17 protein-coding genes are annotated in these 22,391 nt (G+C 72.4%); 7 read left to right on the forward strand and 10 right to left on the reverse strand.

The genetic code is table 11. From position 1 onward, the window contains the following. The first annotated feature begins 72 nt into the window (after window positions 1-72). Window positions 73-1,659, forward strand: coding sequence for a Na+/H+ antiporter (locus tag KUM03_RS28800; protein WP_217252880.1), 1,587 nt, complete (start codon window positions 73-75; stop codon window positions 1,657-1,659). Between the two features lie 612 nt (window positions 1,660-2,271). Here the strand turns inward: KUM03_RS28800 and KUM03_RS28805 are convergent. Continuing rightward, window positions 2,272-3,387, reverse strand: a complete 1,116-nt coding sequence (locus KUM03_RS28805; RefSeq protein WP_217252882.1) for a mechanosensitive ion channel family protein — start codon at window positions 3,385-3,387, stop codon at window positions 2,272-2,274. Between the two features lie 105 nt (window positions 3,388-3,492). Between KUM03_RS28805 and KUM03_RS28810 the strand changes: the two genes are divergently transcribed. Further along, on the forward strand, window positions 3,493-4,107 hold the full coding sequence (locus KUM03_RS28810; RefSeq protein WP_217252885.1) for a dienelactone hydrolase family protein: 615 nt from the start codon (window positions 3,493-3,495) through the stop codon (window positions 4,105-4,107). Here the strand turns inward: KUM03_RS28810 and KUM03_RS28815 are convergent. The 4 genes from KUM03_RS28815 to KUM03_RS28830 form a co-directional block, all read right to left on the reverse strand. After that, entirely contained in the window at window positions 4,092-5,777 is a 1,686-nt protein-coding gene (locus tag KUM03_RS28815; RefSeq protein ID WP_217252888.1) for an alkaline phosphatase, read from the reverse strand. The genes KUM03_RS28810 and KUM03_RS28815 overlap by 16 nt on opposite strands. A gap of 102 nt (window positions 5,778-5,879) precedes the next feature. Next, on the reverse strand, window positions 5,880-6,680 hold the full coding sequence (locus KUM03_RS28820; RefSeq protein WP_217252890.1) for a DsbA family protein: 801 nt from the start codon (window positions 6,678-6,680) through the stop codon (window positions 5,880-5,882). A gap of 96 nt (window positions 6,681-6,776) precedes the next feature. Then, the gene (locus KUM03_RS28825; protein ID WP_217252892.1) at window positions 6,777-7,484 is read right to left on the reverse strand and encodes a hypothetical protein; all 708 of its coding nucleotides are present in this window, start codon (window positions 7,482-7,484) and stop codon (window positions 6,777-6,779) included. Between the two features lie 86 nt (window positions 7,485-7,570). Further along, a complete protein-coding gene (locus tag KUM03_RS28830) occupies window positions 7,571-8,911 on the reverse strand; it encodes a DUF2252 domain-containing protein (RefSeq protein WP_217252894.1) in 1,341 nt (446 codons plus the stop codon). 246 nt (window positions 8,912-9,157) lie between these two features. On the opposite strand from KUM03_RS28830, the gene dnaE reads away from it, so the two are divergent. Then, entirely contained in the window at window positions 9,158-12,697 is a 3,540-nt protein-coding gene (dnaE, locus tag KUM03_RS28835; RefSeq protein ID WP_217252897.1) for a DNA polymerase III subunit alpha, read from the forward strand. A gap of 91 nt (window positions 12,698-12,788) precedes the next feature. On the opposite strand, the gene KUM03_RS28840 is transcribed toward dnaE, so the two are convergent. Beyond that, window positions 12,789-12,956, reverse strand: a complete 168-nt coding sequence (locus KUM03_RS28840; protein ID WP_079187155.1) for a hypothetical protein — start codon at window positions 12,954-12,956, stop codon at window positions 12,789-12,791. 236 nt (window positions 12,957-13,192) lie between these two features. Here KUM03_RS28840 and KUM03_RS28845 point away from each other — a divergent pair, with 236 nt between their 5' ends. The 4 genes from KUM03_RS28845 (at window position 13,193) to KUM03_RS28860 (ending at window position 17,221) form a co-directional block, all read left to right on the forward strand. Then, on the forward strand, window positions 13,193-14,410 hold the full coding sequence (locus KUM03_RS28845) for an NYN domain-containing protein (protein ID WP_217252899.1): 1,218 nt from the start codon (window positions 13,193-13,195) through the stop codon (window positions 14,408-14,410). Window positions 14,411-14,564: 154 nt separating this feature from the next. Next, window positions 14,565-15,539: an ABC transporter ATP-binding protein gene (locus tag KUM03_RS28850; protein ID WP_217253066.1), complete on the forward strand. Its 975-nt coding sequence runs from the start codon at window positions 14,565-14,567 to the stop codon at window positions 15,537-15,539. Between the two features lie 127 nt (window positions 15,540-15,666). Continuing rightward, window positions 15,667-16,491 carry an ABC transporter permease gene (locus KUM03_RS28855; protein WP_217252901.1) on the forward strand — a complete coding sequence of 275 codons (825 nt, stop codon included), beginning with the start codon at window positions 15,667-15,669 and terminating at the stop codon, window positions 16,489-16,491. Between the two features lie 34 nt (window positions 16,492-16,525). After that, on the forward strand, window positions 16,526-17,221 hold the full coding sequence (locus tag KUM03_RS28860; protein ID WP_217252903.1) for an AAA family ATPase: 696 nt from the start codon (window positions 16,526-16,528) through the stop codon (window positions 17,219-17,221). 625 nt (window positions 17,222-17,846) lie between these two features. Here KUM03_RS28860 and ybaK read toward each other — a convergent pair. The 4 genes from ybaK to KUM03_RS28880 form a co-directional block, all read right to left on the reverse strand. Then, complete coding sequence (ybaK, locus tag KUM03_RS28865) at window positions 17,847-18,350, reverse strand: Cys-tRNA(Pro) deacylase (RefSeq protein WP_217252905.1); 504 nt, start codon at window positions 18,348-18,350, stop codon at window positions 17,847-17,849. 13 nt (window positions 18,351-18,363) lie between these two features. Beyond that, a complete protein-coding gene (locus KUM03_RS28870) occupies window positions 18,364-19,104 on the reverse strand; it encodes an LON peptidase substrate-binding domain-containing protein (protein WP_217252908.1) in 741 nt (246 codons plus the stop codon). An 11-nt stretch (window positions 19,105-19,115) separates the two neighbouring features. Then, window positions 19,116-20,141, reverse strand: a complete 1,026-nt coding sequence (locus tag KUM03_RS28875) for a hypothetical protein (RefSeq protein ID WP_217252910.1) — start codon at window positions 20,139-20,141, stop codon at window positions 19,116-19,118. 479 nt (window positions 20,142-20,620) lie between these two features. Beyond that, window positions 20,621-22,198: an oxidoreductase gene (locus tag KUM03_RS28880; protein WP_217252912.1), complete on the reverse strand. Its 1,578-nt coding sequence runs from the start codon at window positions 22,196-22,198 to the stop codon at window positions 20,621-20,623. Between the last annotated feature and the right edge of the window lie 193 nt (window positions 22,199-22,391).

Genomic DNA, 22,391 nt, shown 5'->3' on the forward strand with positions numbered 1-22,391 from the left:
GCCGGCGGGACCGGTGACGTGACAGGCTTGTGGTCCGCCGTGTGACGCCGAGACCCCACCGGAGCGGTGACCGTGGATCAGTTGGGCCTGTTGTTCGTGCTGCTGCTCGGGGCCCTGCTGAGCGTCCCCGTCGGCGCCCGCCTCGGGCTGCCGGCGCCGGTGCTGATGACGGTCCTCGGGATCGTCCTGGCGCTGCTCGACTTCGTGCCCAACGTCGACATCCCGCCCGAGCTGATCCTGCCCGCGCTGCTGCCGCCGCTCCTCTACGCGGCCGTACGGCGCACGTCCTGGCGGCAGTTCGCGGCCAACAAGCGGCCGATCTTCCTGCTCGCCGTGGCGCTGGTCTTCGTCACCATGGCCTGCGTCGCCGCGGTCGCCCACGCGATCGTGCCGGGCCTGCCCATCGCCGCCGCCTTCGCGCTGGGGGCACTGGTGGCGCCGCCCGACCCGGTCGCGGCCACCGCCGTCGCCGGTCAACTGGGGCTGCCGCGCCGCCTGGTGTCCATCCTGGAGGGCGAGGGGCTCTTCAACGACGTGACGGCCATCGTCCTCTACCACGTGGCCATCGCCGCCGCGGTCGGCGGCACCTTCTCGCCGTGGCGGGCCGGGCTCGACCTGGTGCTGTCCGCCGTCGTCGCCGTCGCGGCCGGCCTCGCGCTGGGCTGGGCCACCAACAAGCTGCTGAGCCTGCTGGGCGACGCCACGCTGCAGATCGGCATGACCCTGCTGGTGCCCTACGTGGCGTACGTGCTGGCCGAGGAACTGCACGGCTCCGGGGTGCTGGCGGTGCTCATCACCGCGATGTTCCTCGCCGAGTACGCCTTCGACGCCGACGACGTGATGACCCGGCTCGCCGGGCACACCGTCTGGGACGTCGTCGACACGCTCGTCACCGGCGTCGCCTTCGGACTGGTCGGCCTGGAACTGCACAACGCCATCCGCACGGCCTCCGGACGCTGGACCGAACTGCTCGGCTGGTCCGCGGCCGTCGTGGGCGTGGTGATCCTCGTACGGCTGCTGTGGCTGCTGCCGGCCACCTGGCTGACCCAGCGGCTGCACCGCAGGCGGGACCAGGACGAGGACATCCCCACCTCCTGGCGCGAGACCGTCGTCATGTGGTGGTCGGGGATGCGCGGCGTCGCCTCGGTCGCGCTGGCGCTCGCGATCCCGCTGGAGACGGAAGACGGATCCGCCTTCCCGCACCGCGAGGAGATCGTCTTCATCGCCTTCGGCGTGATCATGGTCACGCTGCTGCTGCAGGGCCTGACGCTGCCGTGGCTGGTGAGCCGCCTCGGGGTCCGCGCGGACACCGAACGGGAGAAACGGTACGAGAAGGAACTGGCCGTCCGGGCGGCCAAGGCGGCCAAGCAACGGCTCAGGGAGATCGAGTCGGTCGAGGAACTGCCGGAGGAACTGTCCGAGCAGATGCTGCGGCGGGCCTTCGACATCGGGCTGCGGATCAGTCCCGACGTCGGCGACGAGGAGCGGCGCGAGGCACAGGAGCAGCGGGCCCGCCGGGTGAAGCGGATCCGCCGCATCCAGGGCGAGATGCTGAGCGCGGCCCGCCACGAGGTGCTGGCCGCCCGCAGCGAACCCGGCGCCGACCCGGAGATCGTCGACCGGGTACTGCGCCACCTGGACGTCCGGAGCATGCGGTGAGGCCGGCCCTCGCGCGGGGCGGCGAAGGCAGGCGCAGGGCCGGAGGGATGACGGCGGAGGGGTGTGTCCGGACCGCAGCGACCCGGCAGCACTCGCCGGCCCGACCCCCGGCACCGGGCCGACCGGCTGCGGGGTCCCGTGCGGGCCGGGGGGCCTGGGGGCTGGCCCGAAAGTCCGTGGTGCCGGGCCGGAAGGGCCGGACGGGTCGGGTCGTGTTGCCGGCTCGGGGACGCGTGCGGTCGGTTCGGGTGTGGCCCGTGCGGTCGGTCTGGGCATGGCCCGTGCCGCCGGGACGGCGCCGGAACCGCGCTGACCGGTTGCGCCGTGCTGTGCGGGCCGGGTGTTCTGGGGCGGACGGGCCGGGTCGGGCGTGCGGTCGGTCTGGGGGTGCTCCGTGCCCCGAATGCGGTGTGGGCTGACCGGCTGCCGCGTGCCGTGCGGGCCAAGGGCTCTGGGGCCCGTGGGTCTGTGTTACCGGGGCGGACGGGTCGGGGCTGGTGCCGCAGGGACCGGCTTGATGCGTGCGGTCGGTCCGGGCGTGGCCCGGGTGGGCGGTGCCGGACAGGTCCGGGCCGTCGGGCCGGGAGCGGAGCGTCCGTCCCGGACCGGTCGTCACAGGGTCTTCGCCGGCTGTTCCGGGAAGCGGCGGGGGCTGCCGTCGGAGGAGGAGCGGCGGGGGCGGTGGCCGCCGCGCAGGGCCGCGTCGGCCGTGTTGACGCGGGGCAGCGCGTACGGGTGCTCGTCGGCCAGCCAGCGGATCATCCCCTCGCGCACCGTGACCCGTACCGTCCAGATGTCGTCCGCGTCCTTCGCGGTCACCAGGGCCCGCACCTGCATGGTGTTCGGGGTGGTGTCCGTGACGGTCAGGTTGTAGTCGCGGCCGTCCCAGGCGGGGCACTCGCGCAGGATGTCGCGCAGCCGCTCGCGCATCGCGTCGAGGGGCGCCGTGTGGTCGAGGTGCCAGTAGACGGTCCCGGTCATCTGCGGGGTGCCGCGCGACCAGTTCTCGAACGGCTTGGACGTGAAGTACGACACCGGCATCGTGATCCGGCGCTCGTCCCAGGTCCGCACGGTCAGGAACGTGAGCGTGATCTCCTCGACGGTGCCCCACTCGCCGTCCACCACGACGGTGTCGCCCATGCGCACCATGTCGCCGAAGGCGATCTGGAACCCGGCGAACATGTTGCTGAGCGTGGACTGGGCGGCCACACCGGCGACGATGCCGAGGATGCCGGCCGAGGCCAGCAGCGAGGCACCCGCCGCGCGCATCGCCGGGAACGTCAGCAGCATCGCCGACACGGCGACGACACCGACGACCGCCGTGACCACCCGCATGATCAGCGACACCTGGGTCCGCACCCGGCGCACCCGGGCGGGGTTGCTCTGGGCGTGCGCCTGGGCGTAGCGGGAGTACGACGTCTCGACGACCGCGGCGGCGATCCGGGTCACCAGCCAGGCCACCGAACCGATCAGCAGCAGCGTCAGCACCCGGCCGACCGCCGACCGGTGCTCCGGGAACACCTGCGCCTCGACGTACGACCCTCTCAGCAGCGCGGCGCACAGCATGACCTGGTACGGGATGCGGGCACGGCGCAGCAGCCCCCACAGGGGCGTCTCGGGATGCCGCGCGTCGGCCTTGCGCAGCAGCAGGTCGGTGGCCCATCCGATGACGAGGGTCAGCAGGATCGAGCCGCCGACCACGGTCAGCGGGCGGAGTATTGTCTCCATCCCTCGAACGTAACCGGACCCGCCGTGCGGTGAACCTGTGACTTCCGTCCCGCCCCGGGTATCGCCGCCGGTCGCGTTGTCATACCCGGCTGGCACCATGGCCTCATGAACATCGTGCTCTTTCACTCGACCCTCGGCCCGAGGCCCGCGGTGCGGCAGGCCGCCGACCGGCTGCGCGACGCCGGGCACCAGGTGTGGACCCCGGACCTCTTCGAGGGCCGTACCTTCGACACGGTCGAGGAGGGCATGGCCCACCAGGACGGGATCGGCCGGGAGGAGCTGCTCAAGCGCGCGGTGCTGGCCGCGGCGCCCTACTCCGAGCGGGGACTGGTGTACGCGGGCTTCTCGCTCGGCGCCTCCATCGCCCAGACCCTCGCCCTCGGCGACCACCGGGCGCACGGCCTGCTCCTGCTGCACGGCACGTCGGACATCGCGCCCAACGCCTCGGTCGACGAGCTGCCGGTCCAGTTGCACGTCGCCGAGCCGGACGCCTTCGAGACCGACGACTGGCTCAGCGCCTGGTACCTCCAGATGGGCCGCATCGGCGCCGATGTCGAGGTGCACAGATACGCCGGGGCGGGCCACCTCTACACCGACCCCGAGCTGCCGGACTACGACGCGGAGGCCGCCGAGGCCACCTGGCGGGTGGCACTCGGCTTCCTCGACTCGCTCCAGGAGACCCAGGAGGCGGACCCGAGCGCGGCTCAGACGGGCGAGTAGACCCGCTCCACCCGCTGCGTGCCGCTGCGCGTGCGGTACGAACGGGCCCACTTCGACGTGGCGTCCGGGTCGGTGCGGTCGGAGACTACGTAGTAGTCCATCTGCGTCCGCTCCGCCGTGACGTCCAGCACGCCGTAGCCGTGCCGGTCGGTGTCGACCCAGTGCACGTGCCGGTTGGCGGCCCGGATCACCGGCGCCGCGATCGCCGAGACGGTGCCCTCGGGGACCTTCACGATGTCGTCGAGGTTGTCGGAGGTCACCGAGGTGACGACGAACTCCGTGGCGGCCGAGGCGGACAGCGGGTACGTGGCGGCGTTGTGCGGCACGTCGTTGGCCCAGGACATGTGGATGTCGCCGGTCAGGAAGACCGTGTTGCGGACGGCGTTCGCGCGCAGGTGGGCCAGCAGCTCGCGGCGGTCGTCGGTGTAGCCGTCCCACTGGTCGGTGTTGAGGGCGAGGCCCTCCTTGGGCAGCCCCAGCAGCTCGGCCAGCGGCTTCAGCAGCCAGGCGGGGATCGAGCCGATGGCGAACGGCGAGATCATCACCGGGTTGCCCACCAGCCGCCAGGTGGTGTCGGAGGAGGCGAGTGAGGTCTTCAGCCAGTCCATCTGGGCCCGGCCCGTGATGCTGCGGTCCGGGTCGTCGACCTCCCCGTCGCCGAGCGCCACCTGCTGGGAGCGGAAGGAGCGCAGGTCCAGCAGCGACAGGTCGGCCAGCTTGCCGAAGCGCAGCCGGCGGTAGGTGGTGCCGGCGATCGCGGGGCGGACCGGCATCCACTCGAAGTAGGCCTGCTTGCCGGCGGCCCGACGCGCCGCCCAGGCCCCCTCGGCGCCCTCCGTGTGGTTCTCGGCGCCGCCCGACCAGGTGTCGTTGGCGATCTCGTGGTCGTCCCATATCGCGACGACCGGCGCGGCGGCGTGCAGCGCCTGGAGGTCGGGGTCGGTCTTGTAACGGCCGTGCCGGACGCGGTAGTCGGCGAGGGTGAGAATCTCGTGGGCGGGCGCGTGCGGCCGTACGACGGTGTCGCGGGTGCCGTACTCGCCGGTGCCGTACTCGTAGATGTAGTCGCCCAGGTGCAGCCAGGCGTCGAGGTCGCCGCGGGCCGCGAGATGGCGGTACGAGGAGAAGTGGCCGGCCTCCCAGTTGGCGCAGGAGACCACGCCGAAGCGCAGGCCCGGCACCGCGGCGTCGGCCGCGGGTGCGGTGCGGGTGCGGGCGGCGGGGGAGTCGGTGGGACCGGCGGAGAAGCGGAACCAGTAGTCCGTGGCGGGCGCCAGGCCCCGGACGTCGGCCTTCACGGTGTGGTCGGAGGCGGCCGTCGCGGTGACCGAGCCCTTGGCGACGGCGTTCGTGAAGTCCTTGTCCTTGGCGACGACCCAGCTCACCTCGGTGTCCGGGCCGGTTCCGGAGCCCGGCACGGCGTCGGGGACCGGCGTCACCCTGGTCCACAGCAGGACGCCGTCGGGCAGTGGGTCGCCGGAGGCGACGCCGTGCAGGAAGGCGGGGGCGGCGCCGGCGGCACCGGCCGGCAGGGCGGCGGCGAGCGGGGCCGCCAGAACGGCGCCGGCCGCCGCGGCCTTGACGACCGTACGGCGGCTCGGTGAACGGGTGCCCGTGCGCTTGGCGGACGACGGGACGGGGGTCTCGGACGATCTGTGTCGACTGGTCACGGACGATCAGGTTACTGATCGGTATGCGCCCGAGTGGGCGAACTCGCAAAAGTTCGCCCACTCGTTGACGTGCGTACTACTGGTGCCTGCCGCTCGGCGCGGCTACTTGGTGACGCCCGCGTCCTTGAGCGCCTTCTGCCACTCGGCGTCCGTGCCCGGCGTCTCGATCACCTTGTCGTTGATCTTGACGGTCGGGGTCGACTGGACGTCGTCGGCCTTCTGGAAGGCGTCGCTCATCTTCATCGCCCAGGCGTCGTAGGTGCCCTTCTCCACGGCGTCCTGGAACTTCTTGTTGTTCTTCAGGGCGTCGACCGAGTTGGCGACCTTGATCAGGTAGTCGTCCTTGGCGAACTCGTCGGTCGACTCCGACGGGTGGTACTCGGAGGAGTACAGCGCGGTCTTGTAGTCGATGAACGCCTCGGGGGAGACGTTCAGCGCGGCGCCGAGGGCGCTGAGGGCGTTCTTGGAGCCCTCGCCGCCGAGGTTGCCGTCGAGGAAGGTGCCGATGGTGAAGGAGAGCTTGTAGGTGCCGTCCTCCATGCCCTTGTTGACTGCCTCGCCGACGGTCTGCTCGAAGTTTGCGCAGCCCGGGCAGCGCGGGTCCTCGTAGAGGTGGACGACGTGGTCGCTCTTGGACTCGCCGAGGGTGACCGTGGTGCCGTTCTTGCCGGAGGTGTTGGCGGGGGCCACCACCTTGGCGTCGGCGGCCTTCTCCCACTTCGAGGGCTGGTTGCTCTGGACGACGGCGTAGCTGATGCCGCCGGCTATCGCCAGCACGCCGACGATCGAGCAGGCCACGATGACCTGCCGCTTGACCTTGTCGCGCTTGGCCTGGCGCTCGCGCTCCACGCGCAGCCGCTCACGGGCCGCCGACTTCGCCGCCTGACTGTTCCGCTTGCTCATGGTGGTGATCTCTCCGGGGACGCGCACACGGAGGTGTGCGGGATGTGTACGGGGGGCTGCCGGTGCTCGGTCGTGTGTCGCGCGAAGGCGCGCGGGTCACACGAGGGCGACCGGGCACGGCGGTCCGCGCCGTCCCAGGGAGTGCGTGAGGATCGCCTCGCGGGCGTCGGCGGTGCGGTGGGCCAGGGCCGCCGGGCGGCGCACCGCCGGGGTCCGGCGGACGTTCACCGCCGCGACGGCCAGCAGCAGCGGCCGGAAGGTGGTCGCGGCCACCGCGCTCAGCAGCTGGGCCAGCGCGCGTTCGCCGCGCCGCAGCCAGGCCGCCGCCAGCAGCCCGACCCCGACGTGCGCGCCGAGCAGCAGCCAGGCGGTCCGGGGGTCGGCGTCGGCGAGCGCGGTCGCCAGCCGGTCGGTCTCGGCGCCGGTCACCCGGGTCAGCGGGGCGGCGACGCCGGCGTGGACGCCGGTTCCGTCGCCGCACAGCACGTCGAAGCCGACCGAGCGCAGCGGACCCGCGACCGGGCCGCCCGCCCTGCCGTAGCAGACGTGCTGGCCGGTGGTGAAGACCGTGTCGGCGGCCAGCTCCAGCGGGATCAGCAGGGCGGCGATCCGCCCGAAGCCGCGCTCGCGCCGCCCGGCCAGGGCGTACGCGATCAGGAACACGGCGGCGCCGACGGCCGCCACCGTGGGCAGCGGCAGCGGAACCCCGGACAGCAGCACGTGCGACGCGGTGCTGAGCGTCACGACGAGTGCCGTGAACAGCGCCGCGCGTACGGCTCTGAGCGGGGTTCCGGATATGTCCATAGCGATAGAAGAGTGTGTCACGGGGTCCGGTAAGGGACCGCTAAAGGGTTCCTGTGAGAGGGGTGACGGTTACCGAACCGGAATGGTCACAGACCCGGGATCCGGCCGTTGCGGAAGAGGTCCACGAAGGTCTGGTGGTCGGCACGCGCGCGTGCCCCGTACCGGTGCGCGAAGTCGATCAGCAGGGGCGCGAAGCCCTCCTCGTCGGCCGCGATCGCCGCGTCGATGGCCCGCTCCGTGGAGAACGGCACCAGGGACTCCCCGGACTGGTCGTCCGCCGCCGCGTGCATGGCGGCCGTGGCCCGGCCCAGGTCGGCGACGACCTCGGCGATCTCCTCCGGGTCGTCGATGTCCCCCCAGTCCAGGTCGACGGCGTACGGCGAGACCTCGGCGACCAGCTGACCCGCGCCGTCCAGCTCGGTCCAACCCAGCCACGGGTCGGCGTGCGCCTGGAGGGCGCGCTGGGAGATCACCGTGCGGTGGCCCTCGTGCTGGAAGTAGTCCCGGATGGCCTGGTCGGTGATGTACCGGGAGACCGCCGGGGTCTGGGCCTGCTTGATGTAGATCACGACGTCGTTCTCCAGGGCGTCGCTGTTGCCCTCCAGGAGGATGTTGTACGAGGGCAGACCGGCCGAGCCGATGCCGATGCCGCGGCGGCCGACGACGTCCTTGACGCGGTAGGAGTCGGGGCGGGCCAGGGAGGACTCCGGGAGGGTCTCCAGGTAGCCGTCGAAGGCCGCCAGCACCTTGTAGCGGGTGGCCGCGTCCAGCTCGATGGAGCCGCCGCCCGGGGCGAATCGGCGCTCGAAGTCGCGGATCTCGGTCATCGACTCCAGCAGTCCGAACCGGGTCAGCGAACGGGCGACGCGCAGGGCGCCCAGCAGGGGCCCGTCGGCGGTGTCCAGCGAGAAGGGCGGCACCTCGTCGCTCTTGGCGCCGGTGGCCAGGGCGTGGATCCGCTCCCGGTACGCCTCCGCGTACACCCGCACCAGCTCGGTGATCTGCTCGTCGCTGAGCGCCTTCGCGTACCCGATCAGCGCGATGGAGGCGGCGAGGCGCTTGAGGTCCCAGGTGAAGGGGCCGACGTAGGCCTCGTCGAAGTCGTTGACATTGAAGATCAGCCGGCCGGTGGAGTCCATGTACGTGCCGAAGTTCTCCGCGTGCAGATCGCCGTGGATCCACACCCGGGAGGTCCGGTCGTCCAGATACGCGCCGCCGGTCTCGGAGCCGAACTCCTTGTCTTCGGTCAAATCGTGGTAAAAGAGGCATGCGGTGCCGCGGTAGAACGCGAAGGCCGAGGCGGCCATCTTCCGGAACTTCACGCGGAACGCCGCGGGATCCGCGGCCAGCAGCCGGCCGAAGGCGGCGTCGAAGACGGCGAGGATCTCCTCGCCGCGGTGCTCCTCGTTGAGCTGCGGGACCGACATGCCGGGTGCCTCCTGGTGCGGATGGTGCTGTGACTGGTGGAGCGGATCTCCACTCGGACCAACGTTCGAAGGGGTGCGGGAGTGCCCGCGCCCGGGCGTCCGCACCGACACGCGGACCCGCCCCCGAAGGTACGCGGACACGCCCCCGGAGTGTCAGTGGCGAGGCATAGACTTCGACGCTGACCCCCCGGACTGTCCGCACCCCGTCGTCAGCCCGTCGCCCACAGTTCTCCCAGGAGGCCGAACGTGTCCAAGCCGCCGTTCACGCACCTGCACGTCCACACCCAGTACTCGCTGCTGGACGGTGCCGCGCGGCTGAAGGACATGTTCAACGCCTGCAATGAGATGGGCATGACACACATCGCCATGTCCGACCACGGCAACCTGCACGGGGCGTACGACTTCTTCCACTCCGCGGAAAAGGCCGGAGTCACCCCGATCATCGGCATCGAGGCGTACGTGGCGCCCGAGTCGCGCCGCAACAAGCGCAAGATCCAGTGGGGCCAGCCGCACCAGAAGCGGGACGATGTCTCGGGTTCCGGCGGCTACACCCACAAGACCATGTGGGCGACGAACAGCACCGGCCTGCACAACCTCTTCCGCCTCTCCTCCGACGCGTACGCCGAGGGCTGGCTGCAGAAGTGGCCGCGGATGGACAAGGAGACCATCTCCCAGTGGTCCGAGGGCATCGTCGCCTCCACCGGCTGCCCCTCCGGCGAGGTGCAGACCCGGCTGCGCCTCGGCCACTTCGACGAGGCCGTGAAGGCGGCCGCCGACTACCAGGACATCTTCGGCAAGGACCGGTACTTCCTGGAGCTGATGGACCACGGCATCGACATCGAGCACCGGGTGCGCGAGGACCTGCTGCGGATCGGCAAGAAGCTCGGCATCCCGCCGCTGGTCACCAACGACTCGCACTACACCTACGCGCACGAGGCGACCGCCCACGACGCCCTGCTGTGCATCCAGACCGGCAAGAACCTCTCCGACCCGGACCGCTTCCGCTTCGACGGCACGGGCTACTACCTGAAGTCGACGGACGAGATGTACGCCATCGACTCCTCCGACGCCTGGCAGGAGGGCTGCGCCAACACGCGCCTGATCGCCGAGATGATCGACACCACCGGCATGTTCGAGAAGCGCGACCTCATGCCGAAGTTCGACATCCCCGAGGGCTTCACGGAGATCACCTGGTTCCAGGAGGAGGTCCGCCGCGGCATGGAACGCCGCTTCTCGGGCCAGGTCCCCGAGGACCGCCAGAAGCAGGCCGAGTACGAGATGGACGTCATCATCCAGATGGGGTTCCCCGGCTACTTCCTCGTGGTCGCCGACTTCATCATGTGGGCGAAGAACCAGGGCATCGCGGTCGGCCCCGGCCGAGGCTCCGCGGCCGGCTCGATCGTGGCGTACGCCATGGGCATCACCGACCTCGACCCCATCCCGCACGGCCTGATCTTCGAGCGGTTCCTCAACCCCGAGCGCGTCTCCATGCCCGACGTCGACATCGACTTCGACGAGCGCAGGCGCGTCGAGGTGATCAGGTACGTGACGGAGAAGTACGGCGCCGACAAGGTCGCCATGATCGGCACCTACGGCAAGATCAAGGCGAAGAACGCCATCAAGGACTCCGCGCGCGTGCTGGGCTACCCGTACGCGATGGGCGACCGCCTCACCAAGGCGATGCCCGCCGACGTCCTCGGCAAGGGCATCGACCTCAGCGGCATCACGGACCCGGCCCACCCGCGCTACAGCGAGGCCGGCGAGATCCGCGGAATGTACGAGAACGAGCCGGACGTCAAGAAGGTCATCGACACCGCCAAGGGCGTCGAGGGCCTGGTGCGGCAGATGGGCGTGCACGCCGCCGGCGTGATCATGTCCAGCGAGCCGATCGTCGACCACGCCCCGCTGTGGACCCGGCACACCGACGGCGTCACCATCACGCAGTGGGACTACCCGCAGTGCGAGTCGCTCGGCCTGCTGAAGATGGACTTCCTCGGCCTGCGCAACCTCACGATCATGGACGACGCCGTCAAGATGGTGAAGTCCAACAAGGGCATCGACCTCGACCTCCTGTCGCTGCCGCTGGACGACCCCACGACCTTCGAACTGCTCCAGCGCGGCGACACGCTCGGCGTCTTCCAGTTCGACGGCGGCCCCATGCGGTCCCTGCTGCGGCTGATGAAGCCCGACAACTTCGAAGACATCTCCGCCGTCTCCGCGCTCTACCGTCCCGGCCCCATGGGCATGGACTCGCACACCAACTACGCGCTGCGCAAGAACGGCCTCCAGGAGATCACGCCGATCCACAAGGAGCTGGAGGAGCCCCTCCAGGAGGTCCTGGCGGTCACCTACGGCCTGATCGTCTACCAGGAGCAGGTGCAGAAGGCCGCCCAGATCATCGCGGGCTACTCGCTCGGCGAGGCCGACATCCTGCGCCGCGTGATGGGCAAGAAGAAGCCCGAGGAACTGGAGAAGAACTTCGTCATCTTCCAGGCCGGCGCCCGGAAGAACGGCTACAGCGACGAGGCCATCCAGGCCCTGTGGGACGTGCTGGTCCCCTTCGCCGGCTACGCCTTCAACAAGGCGCACTCGGCCGCGTACGGACTGGTCTCCTACTGGACGGCCTACCTCAAGGCGAACCACCCCGCCGAGTACATGGCCGCCCTGCTCACCTCGGTCAAGGACGACAAGGACAAGTCGGCCGTCTACCTCAACGAGTGCCGGCGCATGGGCATCAAGGTGCTGCCGCCCAACGTCAACGAGTCGATGTCGAACTTCGCCGCGCAGGGCGACGACGTGATCCTCTTCGGCCTCTCCGCCGTGCGCAACGTCGGCACCAACGTGGTCGAGTCGATCATCCGGTGCCGCAAGGCCAAGGGGAAGTACGCCACCTTCCCCGACTACCTGGACAAGGTGGAGGCGGTCGTCTGCAACAAGCGGACGACCGAGTCGCTGATCAAGGCCGGCGCCTTCGACGAGATGGGCCACACCCGCAAGGGCCTCACCGCGCAGTACGAGCCGATGATCGACAACGTGGTCGCGGTCAAGCGCAAGGAGGCCGAGGGACAGTTCGACCTCTTCGGCGGCATGGGCGAGGAGACGAACGACGAACCGGGCTTCGGACTCGACGTGGTCTTCGGCGAGGATGAGTGGGACAAGACCTACCTCCTCGCCCAGGAGCGGGAGATGCTCGGCCTCTACGTCTCCGACCACCCGCTCTTCGGCCTGGAGCACGTGCTGTCCGACAAGGCCGACGCGGGCATCTCCCAGCTCACCGGCGGTGACTTCGGCGACGGCGCGGTCGTCACCATCGGCGGCATCATCTCCGGCCTCCAGCGCAAGATGACCAAGCAGGGCAACGCCTGGGCCATCGCCACCGTCGAGGACCTGGCCGGCTCCATCGAGTGCATGTTCTTCCCGGCGACCTACCAGCTGGTGTCCACCCAACTCGTCGAGGACGCCGTGGTGTTCGTCAAGGGGCGCCTGGACAAGCGCGAGGACGTGCCGCGGCTGGTCGCGATGGAGCTGATGGTCCCGGACCTGTCCAACGCGGGCACCAACGCGCCCGTGGTCCTCACCATCCCGGCGACCAGGGTCACCCCGCCGATGGTCAGCCGCCTCGGCGAGATCCTCACCCACCACCGGGGCGACAGCGAGGTGCGGATCAAGCTCCAGGGGCCGACGAAGACGACCGTGCTGCGGCTGGACCGGCACCGGGTCAAGCCCGACCCGGCCCTGTTCGGCGACCTGAAGGTGCTGCTGGGCCCGTCCTGCCTGGCGGGTTGAGCGGGACGGCGGCCGCAACGAGCGAGGGGCGCCCCGGTCTCCGGGTGCGCCCCTCGTCGGTGCGGGGCCGCCACGGCCCGTCGCACGGGTGTCAGTTGTGGCCGAAGCGCTTCTGCCGCTTGCGGGACGCGGCGTCGCCGGGCGTCGTCAGCTGCGGGGAGTGCTGCTCCTCGCGGTCCATGACGGCGGACTCGGCGGACTGCGGGGTACGCGCGGACTGGGGCTGCTTACGGTCACGGTTGTTCTTGTTCTTGGCCATGGTGATCTACCTCCTGAGGGGGATCTAGGGGCCAGGGCCGATTTCAGATTCACACAGCCCAACAAAGAACGCATATCGGGCAATTATCGTGCGTGACGCGGCCTGTCGGGGCGTCGCATCCGCAGCGGGGCACGGAAACGCCACGCCGAAGATCGAGTTCGCGCCGTTAACCTCCGCGTGGTCGGGCAGACTCGAAGGAAGCCCGAAGCAAACCTCCCGGAAAGAGGGTGGATCGCGTGGACCGCTGCATCGTCCTGGTGGACGCCGGGTATCTGCTGGGGGCCGCCGCCAGTCTCCTCGCCGGTGAGCCCTCACGCTCCCGTATCACCGTCGATCACGCCGCCCTCATCCAGGGCCTGCGCGACCGCGCCGAGTCGGACACGCAGCAGCCCCTGTTGCGCATCTACTGGTTCGACGGCGCCCCCGACCGCGTCCCGCAGCCCGAGCACCGCCGACTGCGCGTGATGCCCCGGGTCACCGTCCGCCTCGGCGCCCTCACCCGCAGCGACGGGCGCTGGGCGCAGAAGGGCGTGGACGCCGCCATGCACGCCGAGCTCACCGAACTGGCCCGCAACCGCGCCTGCTCCGACGTCGTCCTCGTCACCGGCGACGGCGACCTGCTGCCCGGCATGATGGCCGCCAAGGAGCACGGCGTCGCCGTCCACCTGTGGGCCGTCCAGGCCGCCGACGGCGACTACAACCAGTCCGAGGACCTGGTCGCCGAGGCCGACGAGCGCCGCGTCCTGGACCGTACGTGGATCACCAAGGCCGTACGCGCCAAGGAACTCGGCGGCATCTGCGCGCCGCCGCCCGTGCCCCGCCCCGAGATCGCCGCGATCCTCTCCGCGCCGCTGCCCGAATCCGCCCTCTCCGCGACCACCGAGCGGCCCGCCCGGGAGCCCGAGCACCCCGTGAGGCCCGCCCCCGCACGCAACGGCACCGAGGAGCGCGCGGCGCCCCCCAAGGGCGTCCCCACCCCCAAGGACCTGGCCGCCCTGCGCGCCCCCGGCGCCCACCCCGCCCCGCACCCCCCGACCTCCGCCACCCTGCGCTGGTCCTCCGACAAGGGCTGGGTCGACCGGCCCGCCGCCGAACCGGCCGAGGCCGCCTCCATGCCGACGCTGGCCCAGCTCACCACGGCCGAGCAGCGCTGGGCCGACCGCGAGGAGGACATCACCACGGTCGGCGGCGACCCGTACGAGGTCGGCCAGGTCTTCGCCCGCCGCTGGCTGGAGCGCCTCGGCGACCACGGCCACCTGCAGCGGCTGTCCGGGATGTATCCCCGCATCCCGCACCGCGTCGACGGCGAGCTGCTGCGCTACGCCGCCCGCTTCGGGCTGCTCGCCCACAAGGACGACCAGATCGACGAGCACGACCGGTACGCGATCCGGGCCGGGTTCTGGCGGGAGGTGGACGTCCGTACGGCGACCGAGCGCACCCCCGCGCCGGAGTGACGCCCTCCGGCGCCCGGCCGGCCCTCCCCGTGCCTCCCGCGGCTGAATCGACACTTATGGGCGGACCCGAGGGCGGGGCGGGGGGACGGACCCCGTAGTCTCGTCCCTTGTGAGTACGCGCGCGGCACAGGCACTTCGACCCCGTGGCGATGCCGTGTGCGCGGTGCGCGGACTGACCAAGACCTATCCGGCCCTGCGCGGCCGGCGCGGCGTTCCCGCCACCCCCGAGGTCCGGGCCACCGACGACGTGACCCTGGACATCCGCCGCGGTGAGATCTTCGGACTGCTCGGACCGAACGGAGCCGGCAAGTCCACCCTCGTACGCCAGCTCACCGGCCTGATGCGGCCCGACAGCGGCAGCGTGGAGATCCTCGGCCACGACATCGTGCGCCACCCCGAGCGGGCCGCCCGCATCCTCGCCTACCTCGGGCAGGAGTCCAGCGCCCTGGACGAGCTGACCGTGTCGCTCGCCGCCGAGACCACCGGACGGCTGCGCGGCCTGGAGGTGCGGCAGGCACGCGCCGAGCGGGACGCCGTCCTCGACGAGCTGGGCCTCACCCCGCTCGCCTCCCGCCCGATCAAGAAGCTCTCCGGCGGCCAGCGCCGCCTGGCCTGCTTCGCCGCCGCGCTGGTGGGGGAGCGCCCGCTGCTCGTCCTGGACGAGCCGACCACCGGCATGGACCCGGTGGCCCGGCGCGCGGTGTGGGCGGCCGTCGACCGGCGGCGCGCCGAGTCCGGCAGCACCGTCCTGCTCGTCACCCACAACGTCATCGAGGCCGAGACCGTCCTCGACCGGGTCGCCGTCCTCGACCGGGGACGCGTGATCGCCTGCGACACGCCCTCCGGCCTCAAGGAGAGGGTCGCCGGCGAGGTCCGCGTCGACCTGGTGTGGCGCGAGCGCGCACCGCTGAACGTCCCCGAGGTCGCCGCCCTGCGCGACCGCGCCGCCGAGTCCGGGCGCCGCTGGACGCTCCGGCTCGCCCCCGAGGAGGCCCGCGCGGTCGTCGCCACCGTCACCGGCGGCGCCGCCTTCGCCGCCCTGGACGACTTCACCCTCGCCACGCCCAGCCTGGAGGACGTGTACCTGGCGCTGGGCGGCGCCGCGCGGCAGGGGCTGGTGAGGGCTTGAGCACTCCGATGGCGAGCAGCGGGCGCAAGGTGAGCACACCGCCCGCCGCATCCGTACCCACCAGGACGACCGTGACCTACGACCCCCAGCGAGCTTCGAAGGACCCGACGAAGGGGAGCAGCGCGACGTGAGTGTCGTACCCGCCGATGTTCTGCCGGGCGGTGCCCTGGCCGCCGAGGAGCAGGGCGCCGTCGGCGCGGCCGAGCTCGGGCCCAAGGCACGGCTGTGGCCCTCCCTGGTGGCCGTGTACCGGGCGCAGCTGTCCCGGGCCCGGGTCGCGCGCATCCCGCTGCTGTTCGTGGCCACCTTCCAGTCGATCGGCATCATGATCCTGATGCGCGGCGTCGTGGACGGCGGCGGCGAGGCGCGGGCCGTGGTCGCCGGTTCGGCGGTGCTAGTCGTGGCCTTCGTCGCGCTGAACCTCCTCGCCCAGTACTTCGGGCAACTGCGCGCGAGCGGCGGTCTCGACCACTACGCGACGCTGCCGGTGCCGCCGGCCGCGGTGGTGCTGGGCGCGGCGGGCGCGTACGCGTCCTTCACCGTGCCGGGGACCGTGGTGACGGCGGTGTTCGGCTGCCTGCTGTTCGGGCTGCCGATGACGCACCTGTGGGTGCTGGTGGCCGTGATCCCGCTGGCGGGCGCCGCGCTCGCCGGGCTGGGCGCGGCCCTGGGGCTGCTCGCGCCCCGGCCCGAGTTCGCCACCCTCCTCGGTCAGCTGGGCATGTCGGCGGCGCTGCTGCTGGGCGTGCTGCCCGCCGAGAGGATGCCCGAGGTGGTCCGCCTCGCGCGGGACCTGCTGCCCTCGACGTACGGCGTGGAGGCCTTCGCGCGTACGTTCGGGGACCGGCCCGACTGGGCCTTCGTCCTCGGTGACCTCGCGGTGTGCGCCGTGGTCGGCGTGATCTCGCTGGCCGTCGCGACCTGGGCGTACCGCCGGGCCGCCGTCCGGTGAAGCGCCGCACAGGCGGGTTTGGCACGATGGCGGGGTGACCGCTCCTCTGACTCCGCCACCTCCCCCGAACGATCGCTCGTCGTACCAGGGCGGCCCGGTGCCACCGCCCGTCGGTGCGCACGCGGTGGGCACCCCGCCCGGCGCCCCGTACGGCACTCACGGCGAGCACGGAGAACAGGACGGCCCCGGAATGCTGAGCGAAGTACGGCAGGCCGCGGTGACCGTGGCCGCGGTGACCCTCTCCGGGCTGCTGCTGGGCGTGCTGTGGTGGAAGCTGGCGCCGAGCGTGCCGCTGGTCGGTGAAGTGGTCGGCGACCGGTGGCTGGTCTACCTCAAGGAGTCCGAGGGCGAGCAGTCGGTCGGCGTCGACGGCACCTTCTCGCTGCTCGCGCTCGCGTTCGGCGCGCTCAGCGCGGTGGCCGTGTTCCTGCTGCGGCGGCGCGGGGGCGTGCCGCTGGTGGTGGCGCTGGGCGCCGGCGGGCTGCTCGGCTCGGTGCTGGCCTGGAGGTTCGGGCTCTGGCTCGGGCCGACCCAGGACGTCATCGCGCACGCGAAGGACGTGGGCAAGGGCGTGACCTTCTCGGCGCCGCTCAAGCTGGGGGCGAAGGGCGCGCTGCTGGCGTGGCCGATCGCGGCGCTGGTGGTCCACCTGGGCCTGACCGGGCTGTTCGGGCCCCGCGATCCGGAGCCCGACCCGTGGCCCGCGCCGTACGGGGAGAGGTCCGCGTAGGGCGGACCGTCACGCGGGGCGGCGGCCGTGGTTGGCCCTGCCCTTCCTGGTGCGCCACTTGCGTTTGCGCGTTCGCTTCGACATGTCCTGTCTGATTAGCCGAGAATCGCGCGTCCGTCGAGGGGGTGTGCGCGGTTGGTCGGAGCGGGGGCGCGCGTTCGTAGGTGGGTTGTGCGCGTTGATCGGGCGAGGGGCGCGTGTTCGTCGAGGCGCGTGTGCGGTTGATTGAGGTGCGGGCCTGCGCGTTTGTCGACGGTTGTGCGCGGTCGATCGGGTGAGGGGCGCGTGCTGGTCGTGGGGGTGTGTGAGGGTCGATCGGGTGGGGGGCGCGTGTTTGCGTGGGGGTGTGTGCGGTCGGTCGGAGGACGGGCCGCGTGCTTGTCAGCGGGGGTGTGTGCGGTTGATCGGGCGAAGGGCGCGTGCTCGTCGTGACGTTGTGTGTGGTTGATCGGGTGGCGGCGCGTGCTCGTCGTGGGGGTGTGTGCGGTCGGTCGGAGGACGGGCCGCGTGCTTGTCGACGGGGGTGCGCGGTCGATCGGGTGGGGGTCGCGCCGGAGGGGCGTGTGCTGTCGGTCGAGGTGTGGGCCGCGCGTCCGTCGAGGGGGTTGCGCGCGGCCGTCGAGCGCTACGCGCGGCCGATCGGGGCGAGGATCGCGTCCGTGAGTTCGGTCAGGTCCTCTGGGGAGAGCTCGACCTCCAGTCCCCGGCGGCCCGCCGAGACGCAGATCGTGGTGTGGCCCGACGCCGACGCGTCCAGGACCGTGGGCAGCCGCTTGCGCTGGCCCAGCGGGGAGATGCCGCCCCGCACGTAGCCCGTGGTCCGCTCGGCCAGGGCAGGGTCGGCCATCGCCGCGCGCTTGCCGCCCACCGCGGCCGCCAGCGCCTTCAGGTCCAGCTGGCCCGCCACCGGCACCACCGCGACCGTCAGGGCGCCGTCCACGTCCGCCACCAGCGTCTTGAAGACCCGCTCCGGACGCACGCCCATCGCCTCGGCCGCCTCCTCGCCGTAGGACGGGTGCGCGGGGTCGTGGTCGTACGCGTGGACCGTGTACGCCACCCCCGCCGCCGTCAGCGCCACCGTCGCCGGAGTGCCACCGGACTGCTGCTGCTTCCTGGACTTCTTCGCCATCCGGGTCGGTACCTCAGTTGAGACTCGTCGGGCCGCGCGTCAGGTCCGACGACGGCAACGACGGCAGCGTACGGATGATCGCGGTCTCCGAGCGAAGGAGTTTCAGCTCGTCGCGCAGGCGGGAGGCCGTGTCGGGGGCCTGGAGCAGGCGCTGCTTCGTCGGGGTGTCCAGCATCATCGCGGCGGCGACCAGGTAGGAGACCACGCCCGGCTCGTCCGGCAGCTCGGCGCCGGTCGACAGCGACCGCTCGCGGGCCCCCGCCAGCCGCTTCTGGTACTGCCGGAAGGACCGCAGCACCCCCTCGGCCAGCGCGCCCGCCTCGTCGCCGGGCTCCTCGTCCAGCGGCTTCAGCTCGGCCGTCAGGAACGGGCCCGAGGCCTCCACCGAGCGCAGCCGCACCCGGGTCGTGCCGGTCGCCAGCACCTCGAAGGTGCCGTCGGCGCGCTCGCGGATCGTCGCCGCGTCCGCGATGCAGCCCACCTTGTGGAACGCCTTGAGCGGGTCGGGCCCGAACCCGGCCGCCGGGCCGACTTCGGGCAGCGCCGTCGGATCGGGCAGGCCGGGCGCGGTCCGGGCCACCTCGTGGCCGTCGCGGATCGCCACGACGGCGAACCGGCGCGGTTCGTCCTCGGGAGTCTTCAGCAACTCGCGCATCATGGCGCGATAGCGCTCCTCGAAGATGTTGAGCGGGAGCACCAGCCCCGGGAACAGAACCGAGTTCAGGGGGAAGAGCGGAAGCCGGACGGTGGTCACGACGCAGAAGCCTAATGGTCGTCCGCGCGGACGCGCCCGCCGCGCCCACTTCGTGGATGACCTGAACCCGCCGTACCCGGTGCGGAGGCCGCCGCCGCGCGGACGTCCGCGCGCACCTGGAGGAAGCGGCCGAGGGGGTCCTCCGCGTCCTGGTCCCAGGGGAAGGAGGTGACGTACGGGCCGGTCAGACGCAGTTGTTCGGCCGCGTCCCGGCGGCGCTCCAGACGCAGCAGGACGTACGCCAGGAGGTTGCGCAGCCCGGCAGGCCACGGGTCGGCCGCCGGGTGGGCCGCCGAGAGGGCGATGGCACGGTCGGCGGCCGCGTCCAGGCGGTCCCGGTGCGCGCCGGCCGGGTCGTCGGCGCCGCCCGCGGTCAGACAGGCGAAGGCCGCACGCAGGGGCAGCGCCCGCAGCAGCGAGTCCCCTGGTGCGTCCTGCGCGGCGGTCTCGGCGAAGTCCAGGCACTCGCGGTGCGCGCCCGGCGAGGCGGCGGCCAGGTACTCCAGGGCGGACACGTGGCAGCCGTAGTGGTGCGGGGCCCGGCGCACCGCCTGCGCCCACAGCCGCTCGAACTCCGCGTGTCCGGCGCGGGCGCCCCGCGCGGCGTCCAGCGCGGTCCGCCACGGCACCGGGTCGCGTCCGGCGGCCTCGGCGGCCGCCGTGACCGCGGGGGCCACCTGGCGCAGCAGCTCCGCCCGGGCCGGCGAGTCCCAGTGGCGGTCCACCGTCAGCCGGCCCTCGACCAGCAGTGCGTCGGGGTCGCCCGGGGCGGCGGCGCGCCAGCTCTCCAGCCACTCGGTGCGGGAGCGGGCGAAGGCGGCGAGCCCGGTCGCGTAGTGGTCCCGGTGCTCCCACTCGGCCCGCTCGCGGGTGGCGGCGAGGAGAGCGGCCGCGGGGGCGTGCTCACCGTGGGCCGCCGCGACCAGGGCGGGGGCGAGACGGTCGTCGGGGGCGTCGAGGAGCACGTCGTCGTCTTGGGCGGGCCGGGACGCCCGCGAGCGGGTCCGGGCCGCCGTCCGGAGGAACGCGCGCAGCATGGCCAGTACGACGGCCGACGGTTCGCGATGGTTGTGCGGTGGTGCGCCCCCTTCGGCCGTTCGGGTGCGGCCCGTACCGGCGCGGGGCTTTCGTCGCCGGATGGGCGGCCATGGCCGGGCCGGCGGTGCAGGGCTGGTGCCGGGTGCGGTGCCGGTCGTCCGGACGGTGCGGACGGCCGCTGCCGGCTCCGCAGGGACCGCACATCCCGCGCCGTATCGCGGAGCCGCCACCTCCGCGGCGAACGGCGTCACCCGAGCCGCAAGCCGGCACGGCCCACGGTCGCCGATGACGAGAACCTACAGCCGGTGCCCCGCGCGAGGCTGGGGCGCCGTCCGGACGGTCGGCCCCCCTCCGCGCGGGCGCCGCGCTGCGGAGTCCCCTCCCTGCGCGGCGTCGAGCCGGGGACGGGACGCCCGTCGACATCCGCCGACCGACGTCCACGGCCGGCGCGGAGACCCACCCCGCACCCCCGGAGGGCTCAGCTCCTGCGCAGCAGCCGTGTCGCGCCCGCCGCCACCGTCGTCGCCAGGATCCAGCCCAGCAGGATCAGAGCCGTCGCCAGCCACTGCCAGCCGTCGCGGAGCTGCCAGAAGCCGACCTGGCCCAGGTCGATGACCGGCAGGAGCAGGTCGAGGGCGAAGAGGGCCGGGTTCCAGTCCGGGTGCTCGCCGGCCTTCAGCGGGGGCGGGTCCGCGCGGGCGAAGGCGAGCGAGCCCGCCGCCCAGAGCACCGCCATCCACACCGCCGCCCGGCCCGGCCGGTAGCCGTAGGCGACGGTCCAGTCCTGGGCGTACCCCACGAGCTTCGCGGCGACGGGCAGGCTCTCGCGGCGTCGGCGGTGCTTGGCGAGCAGCACCTCGCGGGCGTCCTCGTCCTCGCCGCCCGCCCGCAGCACGGCGGCGAGCCGCTCGTACGGCTCCGGGTTGTACTCGGCGGTCGCGGCGCCCACCCACCGCAGCCGCTTCTCCAGCGGGAACGGCCCGCGCGGCACCAGGTTCTCGTAGGCGAAGCCGCCCATGTGCAGCCGGCCGGGGCCGGGCCAGCTGTCCGCCCGGTCCATCAGGTTCACCACCCGCGCCCCCGACAGCACCACCCGCCCGCGCGCCGGCCGCTCGCCGAGGAAGCGCAGCTCGGGCGTCTGCACCCGGCGCAGCGACAGCTCCTGGTCGTCGGTGAAGGTGAACCGGGCGTGCTCGAAGTCGACGGCGTCGCCGAACCGCCCGTCGTCCAGCCGCACCCCGCCCTCGCACTCGAAGCGCTGGATGCGGGTGCCCTGGGCGGGGGTGGTGCCGCGCAGCAGCGGACTGCCCAGCCCGGCCGGAGTCATGTACAGCGTGCGCTCCACCGTCAGCTGCGGGGCGTTCAGCGCGTGCCGGGTGTACGGGTTGAGGAGCCGGGCGCCGCGCAGGCTCAGCGAGACGCCGACCTGGGCGCTGCGCAGGCTCACCTCGCCGTGCGACTCCAGCATCTCGGCCTGGAGGTCCTGTCCCACGGTCATGCCGTCCGCGGCTATGGAGCGGCCGCTGCGGTCCCGGTGCACGACCGCCTGGTTCAGCAGCAGGTCGGTGCCTATCTGGGCGTCGGTGAGCCGGATGCCGCTGCGGAACCGGGAGCGCGGCAGGTGCAGGTCGCCCTCGGTCTGCAGCCGGGCCGCCTCCAGGCGCGGCACCGAGCAGTCCACCAGCCGCACCGTCGTGAACCGGGTCTCCGGCAGCACCACCTCCCGGTCGAAACGGCACGCCCGCAGCTCCACGTACGGCTCCACCGTGCCGCCCGCGAGGTCCATCGTGTCGCTGATCCGCACGCCCACGAGCTGCAGCGAGGAGACCCGGCCGGCGAGCGCGGGCGGACCGTCGAGGAGCAGCCAGCACAGGATGCGGGCCCGCACGGTCCGCTCCGGCCCCCAGGGGTGCCCGCCGTGCGGGTCGTCCACGAGCGCGTCGCCACTGGACAGGTCGTACACGCTGCCGTTGCGGAAGGCCTGCCACATGCCCGCCTCGGCGGCCGTCAGGTCGTCCGGCAGCTCTCCGTCACGGTGGCCGGCCCCCTCGGTCACGGCGCTTCACTCCCTCCCCAACTACTCGCCGGTCGCTCACCCTTCGTACAACCGTTCATGCCCACTGAGTGACCGGCTGAACACTCAAAGTGAGTACGAACTGCCGGGTCCGGCAACGGTCCGCGCCGAGCCGTCGCGTTCTGTATCAGCCATTGATACGCGCGGACGGTGTCCGACGCGGGTCTGAGAGAAT

Origin of the sequence: Streptomyces sp. AC602_WCS936 (assembly GCF_019049125.1) — a bacterium.
Classification (GTDB): Bacteria; Actinomycetota; Actinomycetes; order Streptomycetales; family Streptomycetaceae; genus Streptomyces.